The sequence below is a fragment of the Kitasatospora sp. GAS204B genome, from assembly GCF_029892155.1.
GTDB lineage: Bacteria > Actinomycetota > Actinomycetes > Streptomycetales > Streptomycetaceae > Kitasatospora.
Genome location: NZ_JARZAG010000002.1, coordinates 393895 through 409248, shown reverse-complemented (window position 1 = coordinate 409248; position 15354 = coordinate 393895). Strand labels below are relative to the sequence as shown.

At 72.2% G+C, this 15354-nt stretch carries 15 protein-coding genes; 7 read left to right on the top strand and 8 right to left on the bottom strand.

Annotation, left to right across the window (positions count from 1 at the left end):
- Nucleotides 1-315: 315 nt before the first annotated feature.
- Nucleotides 316-3285: an AfsR/SARP family transcriptional regulator gene (locus P3T41_RS04445; protein WP_280687805.1), complete on the bottom strand. Its 2970-nt coding sequence runs from the start codon at nt 3283-3285 to the stop codon at nt 316-318.
- A gap of 210 nt (nt 3286-3495) precedes the next feature.
- On the opposite strand from P3T41_RS04445, the gene P3T41_RS04440 reads away from it, so the two are divergent.
- Entirely contained in the window at nt 3496-3702 is a 207-nt protein-coding gene (locus P3T41_RS04440; RefSeq protein ID WP_280687803.1) for a hypothetical protein, read from the top strand.
- Nucleotides 3703-3818: 116 nt separating this feature from the next.
- Here the strand turns inward: P3T41_RS04440 and P3T41_RS04435 are convergent, their stop codons facing one another.
- Complete coding sequence (locus P3T41_RS04435) at nt 3819-4310, bottom strand: hypothetical protein (protein WP_280687801.1); 492 nt, start codon at nt 4308-4310, stop codon at nt 3819-3821.
- 239 nt (nt 4311-4549) lie between these two features.
- Here P3T41_RS04435 and P3T41_RS04430 point away from each other — a divergent pair, with 239 nt between their 5' ends.
- Nucleotides 4550-4873: a nuclear transport factor 2 family protein gene (locus tag P3T41_RS04430; RefSeq protein ID WP_280687800.1), complete on the top strand. Its 324-nt coding sequence runs from the start codon at nt 4550-4552 to the stop codon at nt 4871-4873.
- A 42-nt stretch (nt 4874-4915) separates the two neighbouring features.
- Here P3T41_RS04430 and P3T41_RS04425 read toward each other — a convergent pair whose 3' ends face one another.
- Nucleotides 4916-6577 (bottom strand): fumarate hydratase, encoded by a 1662-nt coding sequence (locus P3T41_RS04425; protein WP_280687798.1) that lies wholly within the window; start codon nt 6575-6577, stop codon nt 4916-4918.
- 262 nt (nt 6578-6839) lie between these two features.
- Between P3T41_RS04425 and P3T41_RS04420 the strand changes: the two genes are divergently transcribed.
- Both P3T41_RS04420 and P3T41_RS04415 read left to right on the top strand, forming a co-directional pair.
- On the top strand, nt 6840-7511 hold the full coding sequence (locus P3T41_RS04420; RefSeq protein WP_280688043.1) for a DUF1707 domain-containing protein: 672 nt from the start codon (nt 6840-6842) through the stop codon (nt 7509-7511).
- Between the two features lie 345 nt (nt 7512-7856).
- Nucleotides 7857-8201, top strand: a complete 345-nt coding sequence (locus tag P3T41_RS04415) for a WhiB family transcriptional regulator (protein WP_280688042.1) — start codon at nt 7857-7859, stop codon at nt 8199-8201.
- A gap of 26 nt (nt 8202-8227) precedes the next feature.
- On the opposite strand, the gene glpX is transcribed toward P3T41_RS04415, so the two are convergent.
- Complete coding sequence (glpX, locus tag P3T41_RS04410) at nt 8228-9268, bottom strand: class II fructose-bisphosphatase (RefSeq protein WP_280687796.1); 1041 nt, start codon at nt 9266-9268, stop codon at nt 8228-8230.
- 222 nt (nt 9269-9490) lie between these two features.
- Between glpX and P3T41_RS04405 the strand changes: the two genes are divergently transcribed.
- Nucleotides 9491-10036 carry a DUF4245 domain-containing protein gene (locus tag P3T41_RS04405; protein ID WP_280687795.1) on the top strand — a complete coding sequence of 182 codons (546 nt, stop codon included), beginning with the start codon at nt 9491-9493 and terminating at the stop codon, nt 10034-10036.
- A 78-nt stretch (nt 10037-10114) separates the two neighbouring features.
- On the opposite strand, the gene P3T41_RS04400 is transcribed toward P3T41_RS04405, so the two are convergent.
- Nucleotides 10115-10723, bottom strand: coding sequence for a malonic semialdehyde reductase (locus P3T41_RS04400; RefSeq protein WP_280687794.1), 609 nt, complete (start codon nt 10721-10723; stop codon nt 10115-10117).
- 119 nt (nt 10724-10842) lie between these two features.
- Entirely contained in the window at nt 10843-11094 is a 252-nt protein-coding gene (locus tag P3T41_RS04395; protein ID WP_280687793.1) for an exodeoxyribonuclease VII small subunit, read from the bottom strand.
- An 87-nt stretch (nt 11095-11181) separates the two neighbouring features.
- On the opposite strand from P3T41_RS04395, the gene P3T41_RS04390 reads away from it, so the two are divergent.
- Nucleotides 11182-11718 carry a GNAT family N-acetyltransferase gene (locus tag P3T41_RS04390; protein WP_280687792.1) on the top strand — a complete coding sequence of 179 codons (537 nt, stop codon included), beginning with the start codon at nt 11182-11184 and terminating at the stop codon, nt 11716-11718.
- Here P3T41_RS04390 and xseA read toward each other — a convergent pair.
- Nucleotides 11687-12910 carry an exodeoxyribonuclease VII large subunit gene (gene xseA / locus P3T41_RS04385; RefSeq protein ID WP_280687791.1) on the bottom strand — a complete coding sequence of 408 codons (1224 nt, stop codon included), beginning with the start codon at nt 12908-12910 and terminating at the stop codon, nt 11687-11689. The genes P3T41_RS04390 and xseA overlap by 32 nt on opposite strands.
- A 10-nt stretch (nt 12911-12920) precedes the next feature.
- Nucleotides 12921-14264, bottom strand: a complete 1344-nt coding sequence (locus P3T41_RS04380) for an APC family permease (protein WP_280687790.1) — start codon at nt 14262-14264, stop codon at nt 12921-12923.
- Nucleotides 14265-14362: 98 nt separating this feature from the next.
- Between P3T41_RS04380 and P3T41_RS04375 the strand changes: the two genes are divergently transcribed.
- The gene (locus P3T41_RS04375) at nt 14363-15337 is read left to right on the top strand and encodes a 4-hydroxy-3-methylbut-2-enyl diphosphate reductase (protein ID WP_280687789.1); all 975 of its coding nucleotides are present in this window, start codon (nt 14363-14365) and stop codon (nt 15335-15337) included.
- Nucleotides 15338-15354 lie beyond the last annotated feature (17 nt).

Genomic DNA, 15354 nt, shown 5'->3' with positions numbered 1-15354 from the left:
GGATCGGGGTGGTGCGGGTCCCGCCGCACGCCCGCATGGCGCGAGGGGTGGTGCGCGACAGCCGGGCCGCTGAGCTGACAGTATGCCTGGTTGGGTCGACGTGCGGGGGCGGTTAGTCGTCGTTTATCGAACGTCAATCGCGGACTGTCAGAGTCTTCTCAGCGCCGGGGAAGCGCGTAGAGGTGCTCCCGCAGCCGGGGGGCTGCGGGGTCACCTCGTCCGGGGGGAGAGAGTGCTTCCCACACGGGGGAAATCGGGGGACACCGGGGTATCGGGGGAGCGGGGCACGGGGGCCCCGCTTGGGGGGACCCGGTGTTACGGCGCGCTGGTGGTGGATGAGGGCTCGGTGTGCTGTTCGTCGATGAGGCTCCGCACGGCGTGGGCCTCCGGCACACCGAGCCGCGTGAAGATCTCCTGGGCCTCGGCGAGGCAGGCGAGACCACGCACGGGGGTGCCCAGGCGGAGCAGTGCCTCACCGAGGGCGGCGTTGGCGAGGCCTTGGCAGTAGGCGGTGTCCATCTCCTGAGCGATGGTCAGCGCCTCCTCGGCGGCCTGGGCGGCCTCCGTCAGCTGGTCGTCCGCCAGCAGCGAGCCGGCCAGGCGGGCCAGCGACAAGCCTTCCCAGAGCCGCTGTTGCTGGTCCTGGTAGAGCTGGTGCGCCTCGCGCAGCTGGGTGGCGGCCTCCGCCGGTGAACCGGTGGTCCGCAGCACCACGCCGAGCTGGTAGAGGGTGTCGGCCAGGCAGCGCACGTTCCCGGAGGCGCGGGCGGTGGCGACCGCCGAACCGGCCGACTCGACGGCGGCGTCCCACTGCTCCAGCTTCAGGTGGACCCGGGCGATGTTGCCCTCGATTCGGGCGGCGCTGCCCATCGCGGCGAGGGTGGTCGACAGATCGCGGGCTTCCTCCAGGAACGGCAAGGCCTCGGCCGGGTGGCTGGCCGTGGTGAGGACGGTGCCGAGCAGACTGCTCGCTGCCGACCGGAGCCTCGGCGTCTGCGTGCCCAGCACGGCCAGGCAGTCCCGAAGCGCCCGCTCGGCTTCGGGATAGCTCCCGGTCAGGTAGGCGAAGAAGGCCAGCGTGTAGCGGACCCGGGCCAGCGCGTCGGTGTCGCCGTGTTCGGCCGAAGCTGTCTCGGCCACCGCGAGGGCACGCCGGATCCGCTGCGCGTGGTTCGCCTCCTCCGCCACCGTGTTCAGCGTCACCAGCAGGTCGATGGAGAGCCGGAGCTGTTCCGCCGGCCCGTTGATCGACTCGTCTATCGCGCCCAGGATCAGCGCCAGCTCGGAGCGGAGCCAGCCGCGCGCCGAGTCGGCGCCGTTCAGCTGTTCGCCGGGGTGGGTGACGACCTGCAGCGGTTCGCTCAGCTGCTCGTCCGGCTCCAGGATCTGCGCGGCGTTGCGGACGGTGGCGACCAACAGGGCGAGCAGCCGCAGCAGCGCGGCCTGGGTGTCCGCCAGGTCCGCCTCCTTCTCCCGCTGCTTCTGCGCGAAGAGCCGGAGCAGGTCGTGGTACCGGTACCGGCCGGGCGTGAAGCACTCCAGCATGTTGGCCTCGACCAGCGCCTCGGCCAGGTCCTCCGCCTCGTCCTCGCCGGTGCCGAGCAGCGCGGCCACCGCCGAGAGCGGCAGGTCCGGGCAGTCGACCAGGGCGAGCAGGCGAAACGCCCTGGCCTCTTCGGCCCGCAACTGCCCGTAGCCGAGGCCGAGCGTGGTCTCCACCGCCAGGTTCCCGAGCTGCAGTTCGTCGAGCCGGCGCCGCTGGTCCGCTAACCGCCGGGCCAGGTCCGCGACGGTCCAGCGCGGCCGGCTCGCCAGCCGGGCCGCGGCGATCCGGACCGCCAGCGGCAGGAACCCGCAGGAGGTCACCACGGCGAGCGCGGCGTCCGGCTCCGCCTCGACCCGGTGCCGGCCGGCGATCGCGCCGAACAGCTCCAGCGCCTCATCCGGCCGCAGCTCCTCGACATCGAAGAGGTGCCCGCCCGGGATGCCGGCCAGCCGCGAGCGGCTGGTGGCCAGCACCGCGCACCCGGCGACCCCCGGAATCAGCGGCGTGATCTGCTCCGCGTCGTGCGCGTTGTCGAGCATGATCAGCATCCGCCGGTCGGCCAGCATCGAGCGGTACATCGCCACCCGCTGCTCGAAGGACTCCGGCGCCTCGGTGACGCCGAGCGCGAAGAGGAAGTCGCCCAGCACCACGGCCGGGTCGGCGGGTGTGGCGCTGACTCCCCGCAGGTCGACGTAGAGCTGGCCGTCGGGGAACTCGGACCGCACGCCGTGCGCGACGTGCACGGCCAGCGTGGTCTTGCCGACCCCGCCGATCCCGGCCAGCGAGGTGACCACGACCGCCTGACCGGAGGCCCGCCGCAGCAGCTCGCGCAACTCGCCGACCAGCTTCTCGCGGCCACTGAAGTCCGAGACGTCGGCGGGCAACTGGGCGGGTGGCGCCAGGGCTACGCTCTCGGCGGCCGGAATCCGCAATTCCGGTGCGGAATTCATCAGGCTCGGGTCGGCGGAGAGGATCCGGGAGTGCATCGCCGCGAGCGCGGCACCGGGCTCGACACCGAGTTCCTCGATGAGCAGCTTTCGGGTCGCCGCGTACACGTTGAGGGCCTCGGCCTGCCGACCGCACCGATAAAGCGCGAGCATCAGCAGTTCGCGCAGCCCCTCGCGCAGCGGGTGCTCGGCGGTCAGGTTGCTCAATTCGCCGACGATTTCCGCGTGCAGGCCGATTTCGAGCGCGACCGTGCAGCGCTCTTCGCGGGCCGCGACCTGATGGTCCACCAACAGTTGACGCTGCGACTCCGCATAGGGGCCCGGAATCCCGGCCAGCGGCTGGCCGTTCCAGAGCGAGAGTGCCGAGGTCAGCAGGTGGTGTGCGGCTTCGGGCTGGCCGGCCTGCCGGGCGCCGGCGGCCTCGGCGGTTCGAGCGTTGAAGATCGCCAGGTCGAGCGATTCGTCCGGAATGCGCAACGCATATCCGTCCCGTACCGAAATCAGCAGTTCGGCGGGCTTTCGGACTTCGCGTCCGGGTTCGACCACGGAGCGGAGCCGGGAGATGTAGGTGCGCAGCGCGGCCACGGCCTGCGGCGGCGGGCGGTCTCCCCACAGCCCGTCCACCAGTTCCTGGGTGGTCACCGGCCGGCCGTGGTGCAGCAGGAGGGTGGTCAGCACGGCCTGTTGTTGCGGAGATCCCAGCGCGAGCGGCTGCTCGTCGCGCCAGGCCTGGACGGGTCCGAGCACCTGGAAGCGCGGCACGGCATCGTGCGGCGTCGCCTGAAGCTCCATGAGGGTCCCCCGAAGGCCTGGTACTTCGAATCTCGAAGCGGTGCCCTCCATGGTCCGGCCGCAATGCCCCGTCAGGAAGGGCAAAACGGGCGGATTGTTCAGCGGGAGGGCTGTTTATAAGACATTTAACGAACCCTACGATACTGTCCCCACGCCGCGGCCAGACCGACCGGGGCGGTCCAGTACTGACACCCGAGAGGTGGTCCGGCGATGGCCGATAACGACACTCCGATCGCGCTGCCCGAGCAGGCCGACGAGGCGGACAGCGTCCTGACGGGCGCGATCCAGGCGACGGAGCAGGCTGCCGACCAGCAGGTTGAGCCGGCCGAGGATGCTGGGTCGGCGGCCGCCGCGCCGGCTCGGCAGCGCGAGGCCGGCACCGTTCAGCCGGACGGCCTGATCGTCAACACGCACTGACGAACGGCCGTACAACCCGCCGACTTTGGCCTGATTGCATCGCGTACCTGTCCAGCGACACTACGCGCGGAGAGCCCCCGGTCACCCGGGGGCTCCGACGTCTGTGCGACCGCCGCTCAGGAGACCGGGATCTCCAGCGGCCGGCTGTTGTTCAGCGGGTTGGGGTCGTCCTCGCTGGTCACCATCACCAGGCCGCCGGTCAGCACCGTCCCGTGCTGCACGTTCCCCTCGATCCGGGTCGGGATCAGCGCGCTCGCCGTCCGCCCCGGCTTCAGCCCGGCCGGGAAGGTGCAGCGCACGCTGTGGCCGCCCATGCCCGGCAGGCAGCCCGCAGGGAAGAACGGTGCCACGGCGTAGCTGCCGAAGGGCAGCGTGACCGTCACCGTGAAGGAGTGGGCGGTGGTGTCCGGGCCGTCGTTGGCGACGAAGCCGGAGACGGTGGTGAGCCCGCCGGGGGGAGCCGCGTTCGGGGTGAGCTCGACGACTTCGAGGTCCGAACGGGACGGCGGAGCCGCGCTCGCCGCCGCCGCGGGCGCCAGGGCGAGGGTGAGGGCGGCACCGGCGACCAGCAGGCGGCGGGCGGGGTGAGGGAGCAAGCTGCGGGTCATGCGGCACCTGCCTTGCGATCACGTGGAACTGGCATCTACTCAGATGATCGACGCCTCCCGACCCGGACCTCGGCGACACCCGAGCAGGCCATCCCTACGAGTGAACGCCCGCTGCGCGCTCGCCGCGCCGCCGGGGCTGAGCCGGCGGAGGGACCGGCGCGGTGCTGCGCCGTCCGCCCGGCGCGGGCGTGTGTGAGAGTGCTGGCATCCCCCGGAGCGACCTGTTGAGGAGCCGTCAGATGACCATCGCCCCCGCCAAGCTCACCGACCCGACCGTCCGCTCGCTGGTGACGGCGATCAACGCCAACGACCGCGTGGCGTTCCTGGCGCTGCTCACCGACGACGCGACGATGTCCGACGACGGCTCGGACCGCGACCTGCACGACTGGATCGACCGGGAGATCTTCGCCACCCGCGGTCACATGGCGGTGCAGAGCGAGTCGGACGGCGGGCGGGCGCTGATCGCCGACTTCCGCAACGAGACGTGGGGCGAGATGCGCACCGCCTGGCGGTTCGAGGTCGTCGGCGGCAAGGTCAGCCGGTTCGAGACCGGGCAGGCATGACACCGCCCCGGCGCGGCGGGCGCGCCGGGGCGGGGACGCGAGTTACGAGCGGACCCGGATGCTGGTGATCAGCGGGCCGTCGGTGACCTCGGCGAAGAAGTCGTTGCCCTTGTCGTCCACCACGATGAAGGCCGGGAAGTCCTCGACCTCGATCCGCCAGACCGCCTCCATGCCGAGCTCCGCGTACTCCAGCACCTCGACCTTCTTGATGCAGTCCTGGGCGAGGCGGGCCGCGGGGCCGCCGATCGAGCCGAGGTAGAAGCCGCCGTGGCTGGCGCAGGCCTGGGTGACCTGCTTGGAGCGGTTGCCCTTGGCGAGCATCACCATCGAGCCGCCGGCCGCCTGGAACTGGTCGACGTAGGAGTCCATCCGGCCGGCCGTGGTGGGGCCGAAGGAGCCGGAGGCGAAGCCCTCGGGGGTCTTGGCCGGGCCGGCGTAGTAGACCGGGTGGTCCTTGAGGTACTGCGGCATGCCCTCGCCGGCGTCGAGGCGCTCCTTGATCTTGGCGTGCGCGATGTCGCGGGCCACCACCAGGGTGCCGGTCAGCGACAGGCGGGTCTTGACCGGGTGCTTGGACAGCTCGGCGCGGATCTCCGACATCGGCCGGTCCAGGTCGACCCGCACCACCGAGTCGTCGAGGTGGTCGTCCGTGGTCTCCGGCAGGTACTTCGCCGGGTCGGTCTCCAACTGCTCCAGGAAGACGCCCTCGGCGGTGATCTTGCCGAGCGCCTGTCGGTCGGCCGAGCAGGAGACGGCCATCGCGACCGGCAGCGAGGCACCGTGCCGGGGCAGTCGGATGACGCGCACGTCGTGGCAGAAGTACTTGCCGCCGAACTGGGCGCCGATGCCGATCTGCTGGGTCAGCTCGAGGACCTTGGCCTCCAGCTCCAGGTCCCGGAAGCCGTGCCCGGTGGCCGCGTCGCCGCTGGTCGGCAGCTGGTCCAGGTAGTGCGCGGAGGCGTACTTGGCGGTCTTCAGCGCGAATTCGGCGCTGGTGCCGCCGACCACGATGGCCAGGTGGTAGGGCGGGCAGGCGGCGGTGCCGAGCCCGCGGATCTTCTGCTCCAGGAAGGAGAGCATGCTCTTCTCGTTGAGAATCGCCTTGGTCTCCTGGTACAGGTACGACTTGTTGGCGCTGCCGCCGCCCTTGGCCATGAAGAGGAACTTGTACGCGTCGCCGTCGGTCGCGTAGAGCTCGATCTGGGCCGGCAGGTTGGAGCCGGTGTTCTTCTCGTCCCACATGGTCAGCGGGGCCATCTGCGAGTAGCGCAGGTTGAGCTTGGTGTACGCGTCGAAGACGCCGCGCGCGATGGCGGCCTCGTCGCCGCCCTGCGTCAGCACGTTCTGCCCGCGCTTGCCCATCACGATCGCGGTGCCGGTGTCCTGGCACATCGGCAGGATGCCGCCGGCCGAGATGTTGACGTTCTTCAGCAGGTCCAGCGCGACGAAACGGTCGTTGGGGCTGGCCTCCGGGTCGTCCAGGATCCGGCGCAGCTGGGCCAGGTGCGCCGGGCGCAGGTAGTGCGAGATGTCGTGCATCGCCTCGGCGGTGAGCAGCCGCAGGGCCTCGGGCTCGACCCGCAGGAAGCGCTGCCCGTCCGCCTCGAAGATGCTGACGCCCTCGGAGGTCAGCTTGCGGTACGGGGTGGGGTCGGCCCCGAGCGGGAGGAGGTCGGAGTAGGCGAAGTCTGGCGTGGGTGCCATGCGAGGTCCTTCACGGATTGAGGGTGCTGCGTCGGCGAAGCGCCTTCCAGGTTAGAGGCGGCGGCGCCGGACGCCGCGGGCGGGTGAGCGGGGGTGACCGGGGTCACGCCGACCCTGAGGCGGGCCGGGCCGACCCGGAGAGCACCCGGAGACGACCCTGAGACCCCTCGTTCCGTGCAGGGCCAGCCCCTAGGCTGGGCGCGTGGAGAACTCGCCGTCACCCGAGCCGTCCGACCAGTCCCCCGAGGCGCGGCCCGTCCCGCTGCGCAAGGCCGAACCCGCGCCGGTGGCGCCGCCGGAGACCCGGCCCGCCGAGGCCGAGCTGCGCGCCTCCGACGCCGACCGGGAGAAGATCGCCGAACTGCTGCGCGACGCCTACGCCGAGGGCCGGCTGACGGTGGACGAGCACGCCGAGCGGATCGAGGCGGCCTACAGCGCCAAGACGCTGGGCGAGCTGGCCCCGCTCACCCGGGACCTGCCGACCCACCAGCCGATCGCGCCCGGAGCCGAGCGGCCGCAGCCGGCCGCGGGCCGGCAGTTGCCGCCGGCCCGCGAGGAGCCGGCCAACCTGGTGGCGGTCTTCGGCGGTTCGGCCCGCAAGGGGCGCTGGCGGGTCGGTTCGCACATCCGGGCGACCGCGGTCTTCGGCGGGGTGGAGCTGGACCTGACGGACGCGGTCTTCGAGTCGCCCGAGGTGCTGATCGAGGTCTCGGCGGTCTTCGGCGGGGTGTCGATCCGGGTGCCGGAGAACGTCACCCTGGTCGGCAGCGGCGTCGGCATCTTCGGCGGCTTCGAGGTGCGGGAGCAGACCGCGCCGGACCCGTACGCCCCGGTGGTGCGGGTGAAGGGCGCGGCGGTCTTCGGCGGTTGCGACGCCAAGCCGCGCCGGGGCACGAAGGTCAAGGAGTGGGTGCGCAAGCAGCTCGACGGCTGAGCCGGACCGCCGCGCGGAACCTCACGTTCCGTCAACTCCTGGCCCGGCACCCGGGATTGACTCGAGTGCAGGCTGTGCCCGGGTGAACACGGTGTGCATGAACCAGGATCGCGCGGGGTAACTCCTGGGGCACATCGTTTTCTTGAACGGCTGCGGTCAGACGGCGTCGTACGGCACTCAGGGCGGCAGCCGGGCAGTGACGCGCGCCTTTCCCGAGCTGTGTCAGGAGTCGCCGTGCTGCACCCGATCGAGCCCAGCACCACCGACGTCGTCCGGGCCGCCACCGAGCGGCGCGGGCCGGAGCGTGCCCGACTGGGCGCTCCCGCGAGTGCGCGGCTCGACCACATGGAGGAGGAGAACCCCTGGCACACCGGCGCGGCCTGCCGCCGGGACGAGGCCGGGCTGTTCTTCGCCCCGTCCAAGGAGCCGACGGCCGCCCGGCTGGCCCGCGAGGAGCACGCCAAGCGGGTCTGTGCCCGCTGCCCGGTGCTGCTCTCCTGCCGCGAGCACGCGCTGGCGCAGCCGGAGCCGTACGGGGTGTGGGGCGGGCTGACGGCGGCCGAGCGGCGGGTGGTGCTGGCCCGGCGGCGACGCCGCGAGGTCGAGTTGCGGGCCGAGGCCCAACTGGTGGCCGGCCAGCGCGGGTCCGGACGGCGGGTGGTCGCCGAGCCGGGGCGGATAGCGGGGTGACAGCAGACGGCGGGCTGACGGGTCTGTCAGTTCGCCCGGTCGAAGTCGATCGCACTGTAGGCCCGCAGCTTGGACAGCTTGTGGGTGGAGTCGATCTGCCGGATCGTGCCGCTCTTCGACCGCATCACCAGCGAGCTGGTGGTGGCGGTCTCGTGGCGGTAGTGCACCCCGCGCAGCAGCTCGCCGTCGGTGATGCCAGTGGCCACGAAGAAGACGTTCTCGCCGCTCACCAGGTCGTTGGTGCTCAGCACCCGGTCCAGGTCGTGGCCCGCGTCCAGCGCCTTCTGCTTCTCGGCCTCGTCCTTGGGCCAGAGCCGGCCCTGGATCACACCGCCCATGCACTTCATCGCGCAGGCCGCGATGATGCCCTCGGGGGTGCCGCCGATGCCCATCAGCAGGTCGACGCCGGTGCCCTCGCGGGCGGTCATGATGGCGCCGGCCACGTCGCCGTCCGAGATGAACTTGATCCGGGCGCCCGCCTCCCGGATCTCGCGGACCAGGCCGTCGTGCCGCGGCCGGTCCAGGACCATCACCGTGACGTCCTCGACGGCGCTGCCCTTGGCCTTGGCGACGCGGCGGATGTTGACGGCCGCCGGGGCGGTGATGTCGACGAAGTCGGCGGCCTCGGGGCCGGTGATGAGCTTGTCCATGTAGAAGACGGCGCTCGGGTCGAACATGGTGCCGCGGTCGGCGACCGCCAGGACGGCGACGGCGTTGGCCATGCCCTTGGCGGTCAGCGTGGTGCCGTCCACCGGGTCGACGGCCACGTCGCACTCGGCGCCGGTGCCGTCGCCGATCCGCTCGCCGTTGTAGAGCATCGGCGCCTCGTCCTTCTCGCCTTCACCGATGACGACGATGCCGTTCATCGAGACGGTCGAGACGAGGGTGCGCATGGCCTTCACGGCCGCGCCGTCGGCGCCGTTCTTGTCGCCCCGGCCGACCCAGCGGCCGGCTGCCATGGCCGCCGCCTCGGTCACCCGGACGAGCTCCAGGGCCAGGTTGCGGTCCGGTGCTTCAGGGGCCACCTCCAGCGAATGCGGCAGGTGGGAGGGGTGCTGCGTGGTCATCGTCGTTACCTCTCTGTACGCGACGGCCAGTCAGCGCATCGACATACTGTCTGGTCGAGCGCTGCGATGAGGGTCCCCCGATCGTAGCTGTGGATGGGATGACTGTCTGTGGCGCGGGTCCCGCCGACCTGCGGTGCAGCCCGCCGGGCGGCCGGCTGAACCGCGCCGGTACGGGCGCATCGCGCCGCGACGGCGACCCCGGTGGTCGGGTAGCGCGGCACGATGGGTCACCATGTGGGGGTGGCAGCAGGCAACAACAGACGAGGCCGGCAGACCGTCCGGGACATGATCCTGTCGATGGTCGCCGTGATGGGCGTGGCCATGGTGGCGTACCTCACCATCCCGCACAGCAGCAACGGCGACGGTGTACGCGTGGTGGACTACAGCGCGGCGCTGGCTTCGGCCAAGCGCGCGGCGCCGTATCCGATCCTGGCGCCCGCGGGACTCTCCGACCAGTGGCGGGCGACCTCGGTGAGCTATGACGTGGACCCGGACGGCCACGCCGGCTGGCACCTGGGCTTCGTCACCCCCGACGGCAAGTACGCGGCGGTGGAGCAGAGCAACGAGCCCAAGCCCGACCTGCTCAAGAGCGTGGTCTCGGGCTACGCGCCGGACGGCAGCGCGAGCATCGCCGGCCAGGACTGGTCGCGCTACCAGGGCGACCACTACCGCGGCCTGACCGTGGCCACCGGCCCGGCCACCACGCTGGTCACCGGCAGCGCCTCGTACCAGGAGCTCGACCAGCTGGCGCAGGCTCTGAAGCCGTAGGTCCACCGAACGCAGCAGGGCCCGGATCCCCAAGGGGAATCCGGGCCCTGCGTGCTTAGACCGACCGGCCTAGGCGGGTCAGACGGTGGTGACGACCTCGTCGTAGGCCAGCCGCGGCGAGCGCGGGTACCAGGCGTCGGCGCCCGGCTTGCCGATGTTCACCACGGCCAGCACCGAGTGGTCACCGTCGGCGAAGAACTCCTTGTTGATGCCAGCGGCGTCGAAGCCGGTCATCGGGCCGGCCGCCAGGCCGGCGGCGCGCACGCCGATGATGAAGTAGCCGGCCTGCAGCGCGGCGTTGAAGCCCGCCGACTTCTCGCGCGCCGGGCGCTCGCTGAAGAAGAGGTCCTTGGCCTGCGGGAAGGCCGGGAACTGGGCCGGCAGCTCCTCGTGGAACTCGTTGTCGGCGGCCAGGATGGCGACCAGCGGCGCGGTCGAGGTCTTGGCCTTGTTGCCGTCCGCCATGTGCGCCACCAGGCGCTCGCGGGCCTCGGCGGAGCGGACCAGGACCACTCGCAGCGCCTGCTGGTTGAAGGCGGTCGGCGCGTACTTCACCAGGTCGTAGATCGCCTGCACCTGCTCCTCGGAGACCGGCTCCTCGGTGAAGGTGTTGGCGGTGCGGGCCTCGCGGAAGAGCAGGTCCTGGGCGGCGGCGTCGAGGACGAGTGCGTCGTTGGCGATGGTCATCGGGGCTACACCTCATGCGGGATCGGGAAGGGCGGCTGGGTGCCGTTCACCTGATTCAACATGAGTGAAGTTTCAACGATTCCTCGGGCGGCCGTGATCTGGCTCACATCCGGTGGGACTCACTCCGCCGAGGGCTGCTCCTGCTCCCGCTCGGCCGCCAGCGCGGCCTCCAGCCGGGCCCGGGCACCGTCCAGCCGGCGCTGGCAGACCTTGGCCAGCTCCTCGCCGCGCTCCCACAGGGCGAGCGACTCCTCCAGCGTGATGCCGCCGGTCTCCAGCCGCCGGACCACCTCCATCAGGGCGTCCCGGGCCTGCTCGTAACCCAGCTCGCCGGTCCTGGTGCTGCTCGTCGTGCTCTCCGCGTCGGCCATGGAGCCAGCCTAGAGCCAGGTCCCGACAGCGCCCCGCAGCCGAAACCTGGCTGCGTCCGGGGCGGCCGCTCGTTAGGGTCCAGCGCCATGAGCGAAGTACGACAGGCCCGGCCCGAGGACGCTTCGGAGCTGGTCCGGCTGCGGCTGCTGATGTTCGAGGCGATGCAGGGCCAGGCACGCCCAGGGCCCTGGCAACAGACCGCCGAGGAGGTGCTGCGCGAGCGGCTGGCCGATCCGGCGGCCACCACGATGCCCGCCTTCGTGGTCGACGATCCGCAGCGGGCGGGCCGGCTGGCCGCCTGCGCGGTCGGCACCCTGGAACAGCGGTTGCCCGCCCCCGGGCACCCCGAGGGACGCTTCGGCTTCATCTTCAACATCTGCACCGACCCGGCGCACCGCCGCCGCGGCTACGCCCGGGCCTGCACCGAGGCGCTGCTGGCCTGGTTCGACGAGCACCGGGTGACCCGGATCGACCTGCACGCCACCGAGGGCGGCGAGCAGCTCTACCGCGGCCTCGGGTTCGCCGAGCACTCGGTGCCGCTCTCCCGCAACCGGCTGGTCGCCGACCCGCCGCGCAGGGCCGCCCCGCCGCTCAGCGCTGACCCGGTGCCGGCGGTCGACTGACCGTCACCTCGAAGCCGCCGCCCGCCACCCGGGCGTGCAACTCCTGGCCCGCCGCGAGCAGCGCCGGGTCGGTCACCACCTGCCCGTCCGGGTGCTGCAGCACCGCGTAGCCGCGCTCCAGCGTCGCGGCGGGGGAGAGCGCCACCACCCGGGCCAGCGTGTGCCCGAGGTCCGACTCGGCCCCGTCGAGGCGGTGGCCCAGGCACCGCCGGGCGCGCTCGACCAGCGCCGTCAGCTCCTGCGAGCGCTCGGCCACCAGGCGGTGCGGCGCGGCCAGCGCCGGCCGCTCGCGCACCGAGGCCAGCCCGGTCTCCTCACGCCGCACCAGGTCGCCGATCAGCCGCCGGGCCCGGTCGCGCAGCTGCTGCACCTTGGCCTGCTCCTCGCCCACGTCGGGCACCACCCGCTTGGCGGCGTCGGTCGGGGTGGCGGCCCGCAGGTCGGCGACGAAGTCCAGCAGCGGCTGGTCCGGCTCGTGCCCGATCGCGCTCACCACCGGTGTGCGGGCCTGCGCCACCGTCCGGCACAGCTCCTCGTCGGAGAACGGCAGCAGGTCCTCGACGCTGCCGCCGCCGCGCGCCACGATGATCACGTCCACCTCGGGGTGGCCGTCCAGCTCGCGCACCGCCGCCACCACCTGGCCGGCCGCCTGCGGGCCCTGCACCAGCACGTTGCGCACCTCGAAGCGGACCGCCGGCCAGCGCCGCCTGGCCACCTCCAGCACGTCGCGCTCGGCGGCCGAGGCGCGGCCGGTCACCAGGCCGACGCAGTGCGGCAGGAACGGCAGCGGCCGCTTGCGCTCGGCGGCGAACAGCCCCTCGCCGGCCAGCTGCCGCTTGAGCCGCTCCAGCCGGGCCAGCAGCTCGCCGAGCCCGACCAGGCGGATCTCGGTGGCCCGCAGCGAGAGGGTGCCGCGGGCGGCGTACCACTCGGGTTTGGCGTGCACCAGCACCCGCGAGCCCTCGTGCAGGGTGTCGGCCAGCGGTTCGAGCACCGAGCGGAAGCAGGTGACGCCCAGCGAGACGTCCTGGTCGACATCACGCAGCGTCAGGAACTGCATCCCCGGGCGGCGGCTGAGCTGGGTGATCTGGCCTTCCACCCAGATCGCGCCCAGCCGGTCGATCCAGCCGCCGATCAGCTGGGAGACCTTGCCGACCGGGAGCGGGGCGTCGGGTGAGCTGCTGTTGGCCATGCGTCCGAGGCTAGCGCGGCTCGCCGACAGCACCGTCGCGTTGCAGCAGCACCACGAGCAGTCCCGCCGCCAGCCACACCAGGCCCACCAGCTGCGCGGTGTGCGCCGCCTTCACCACCACCGCGACGATCACCGCGATCCCCAGCAGCGGTAGCACCAGATGTCGCATCCGGTGCCGCGAGCCGTGCTTGACGGTGTACCAGCCGATCACCGAGGCGTGCAGCAGCGCGAAGGCGCACAGCGCGCCGATGTCCACCACCGAGGTGAGCTGGTCGAGCCCGTCGGACCGCCGGGCCGCCCAGCCCGCCGCCGCCAGCGTCAGCACCGCCGCGCTGAGCAGCGCGACCCGCGGCACGCCCGAGTCCCGGTCGACCGCCGCCAGGGCCCGCGGCAGCCGCCCCGCGCGTCCCATCGCGAAGAGCAGTCGCCCGGCCGCGGCCTGCCCGGCCAGCGCCGCGAAGGCCGCCCCGATCGCCTTGCTGACCGCGACCAGGGTGTGCAGCCAGTGCCCGACCGCGCTCTCCACCGTGTCGTAGAAGGCCGAGCCCTGGGCGGCCGGCTGCTCGGCCAGCTGCTCCGGGGTGAGCGGCTCCAGCAGCGCCGCGAGGTAGGTCTGCGCCACGAACAGCGCCCCGGCCAGCGCCAGGCAGAGCAGCACCGCCCGGGCCACCGCGCGCGAGGCTCCCACCGCCTCCTCCACGAACGAGGCGATGGCGTCGAAACCCAGGTAGGAGAGGACCGCCACGCTCACCGCGCCGAGCACCGCCGAGGTCGAGAAGCCGCCGACCCCGGTCAGCGGCGAGAGCGCCGGGCGCACCGTCCCGTCCCGGAGCAGCACCACCAGCGCCGCCACCACGAAGACCGCCAGCACCACGAGCTCCAGCGCCAGCACCGCGAAGCCCACCGCCGCCGCCGTGCGCACCCCGGCCAGGTTGAGCGCGGTGGTGACCAGCACCGCCAGCACGGTCCAGACGAACCGCGACACGCCCGGCACCAGCGCGTGCAGCGCGATGCCGGAGAAGAGGTAGGCGACCGCCGGGATCAGCAGGTAGTCGAGCATCGCCATCCAGCCCGCGATGAAACCGGCCCGCTCACCCAGGCCGGCCCTGGCATAGGCGAAGACCGAGCCGGTGCGCGGCACCGCGCGCACCATCTGCGCGTACGAGAGGGCGGTGAACCCCATCGCCACCGTGGCCACCAGGTAGACCGCCGCCACCGCCCCGTGGCTCTTGGCGTCCAGCACCCCGAAGACGCCCACCGGGGCCATCGGCGCGATGAAGAGCAGCCCGTAGACCACCAGGTCGCGCAGCCCCAGGCTGCGCCGCAGACCGCCGGAATCCACTGGATCGTTCATTCTTCAGATTTGAACATCCGACCGGCCGTCCGTCCCCGCACGCCACGGCCTTTCGGTACCGCGCACCGGCCGCCGTGGCCGCCCGTACGATAGGTGCCATGTCGACCACCGCTCAGCGCCGCGTCCTGCTCGCCGCCCCCCGGGGCTACTGCGCGGGCGTCGACCGCGCCGTCATCGCCGTGGAGAAGGCCCTGGAGCAGTACGGGGCGCCGATCTACGTCCGCAAGCAGATCGTTCACAACAAGTACGTCGTGCAGACCCTGGAGAAGCAGGGCGCGATCTTCGTCGACGAGACGGAGGAGGTGCCCGAGGGCGCGATCGTGGTCTTCTCCGCGCACGGCGTGGCGCCCTCGGTGCACGACGAGGCGAAGGCCGGCAAGCTCGCCACCATCGACGCCACCTGCCCCCTGGTGACCAAGGTGCACAAGGAGGCCGTCCGGTTCGCGGACGAGGACTACGACATCCTGCTGGTCGGCCACGAGGGCCACGAGGAGGTGGTCGGCACCATGGGCGAGGCCCCGGAGCGGATCCACCTGGTGGACGGCCCCGAGGACGTCGCGAACGTGCGGGTCCGCGACGAGAGCAAGGTCGTCTGGCTCTCCCAGACCACCCTGTCGGTGGACGAGACCATGGCCACCGTCGGCGAGCTGAAGAAGCGCTTCCCGCTGCTGGTCTCGCCGCCCAGCGACGACATCTGCTACGCCACCCAGAACCGTCAGGTGGTGGTCAAGCAGATCGCTCCCGAGACCGACCTGCTGATCGTGGTCGGCTCCAAGAACTCCTCCAACTCGGTCCGGCTGGTCGAGGTCGGCCTGGAGTACGGCGCCAAGGCCGCCCACCTGGTGGACTTCGCCGACGAACTGGACGAGGCCTGGCTGGCCGGCGTCACCACGATCGGCCTGACCAGCGGCGCCTCGGTGCCGGAGATCCTGGTGCAGGGCGTGCTGACCTGGCTGGCCGAGCGCGGCTTCGAGGACGTCCAGGTGGTTCGCACGGCCGAGGAGACGCTGACCTTCTCGCTGCCCAAGGAGCTGCGCCGCGACCTGCGCGCCGAGGCGGCCGGCAAGCTCTGAGCCCCGTCCGGCGGCTG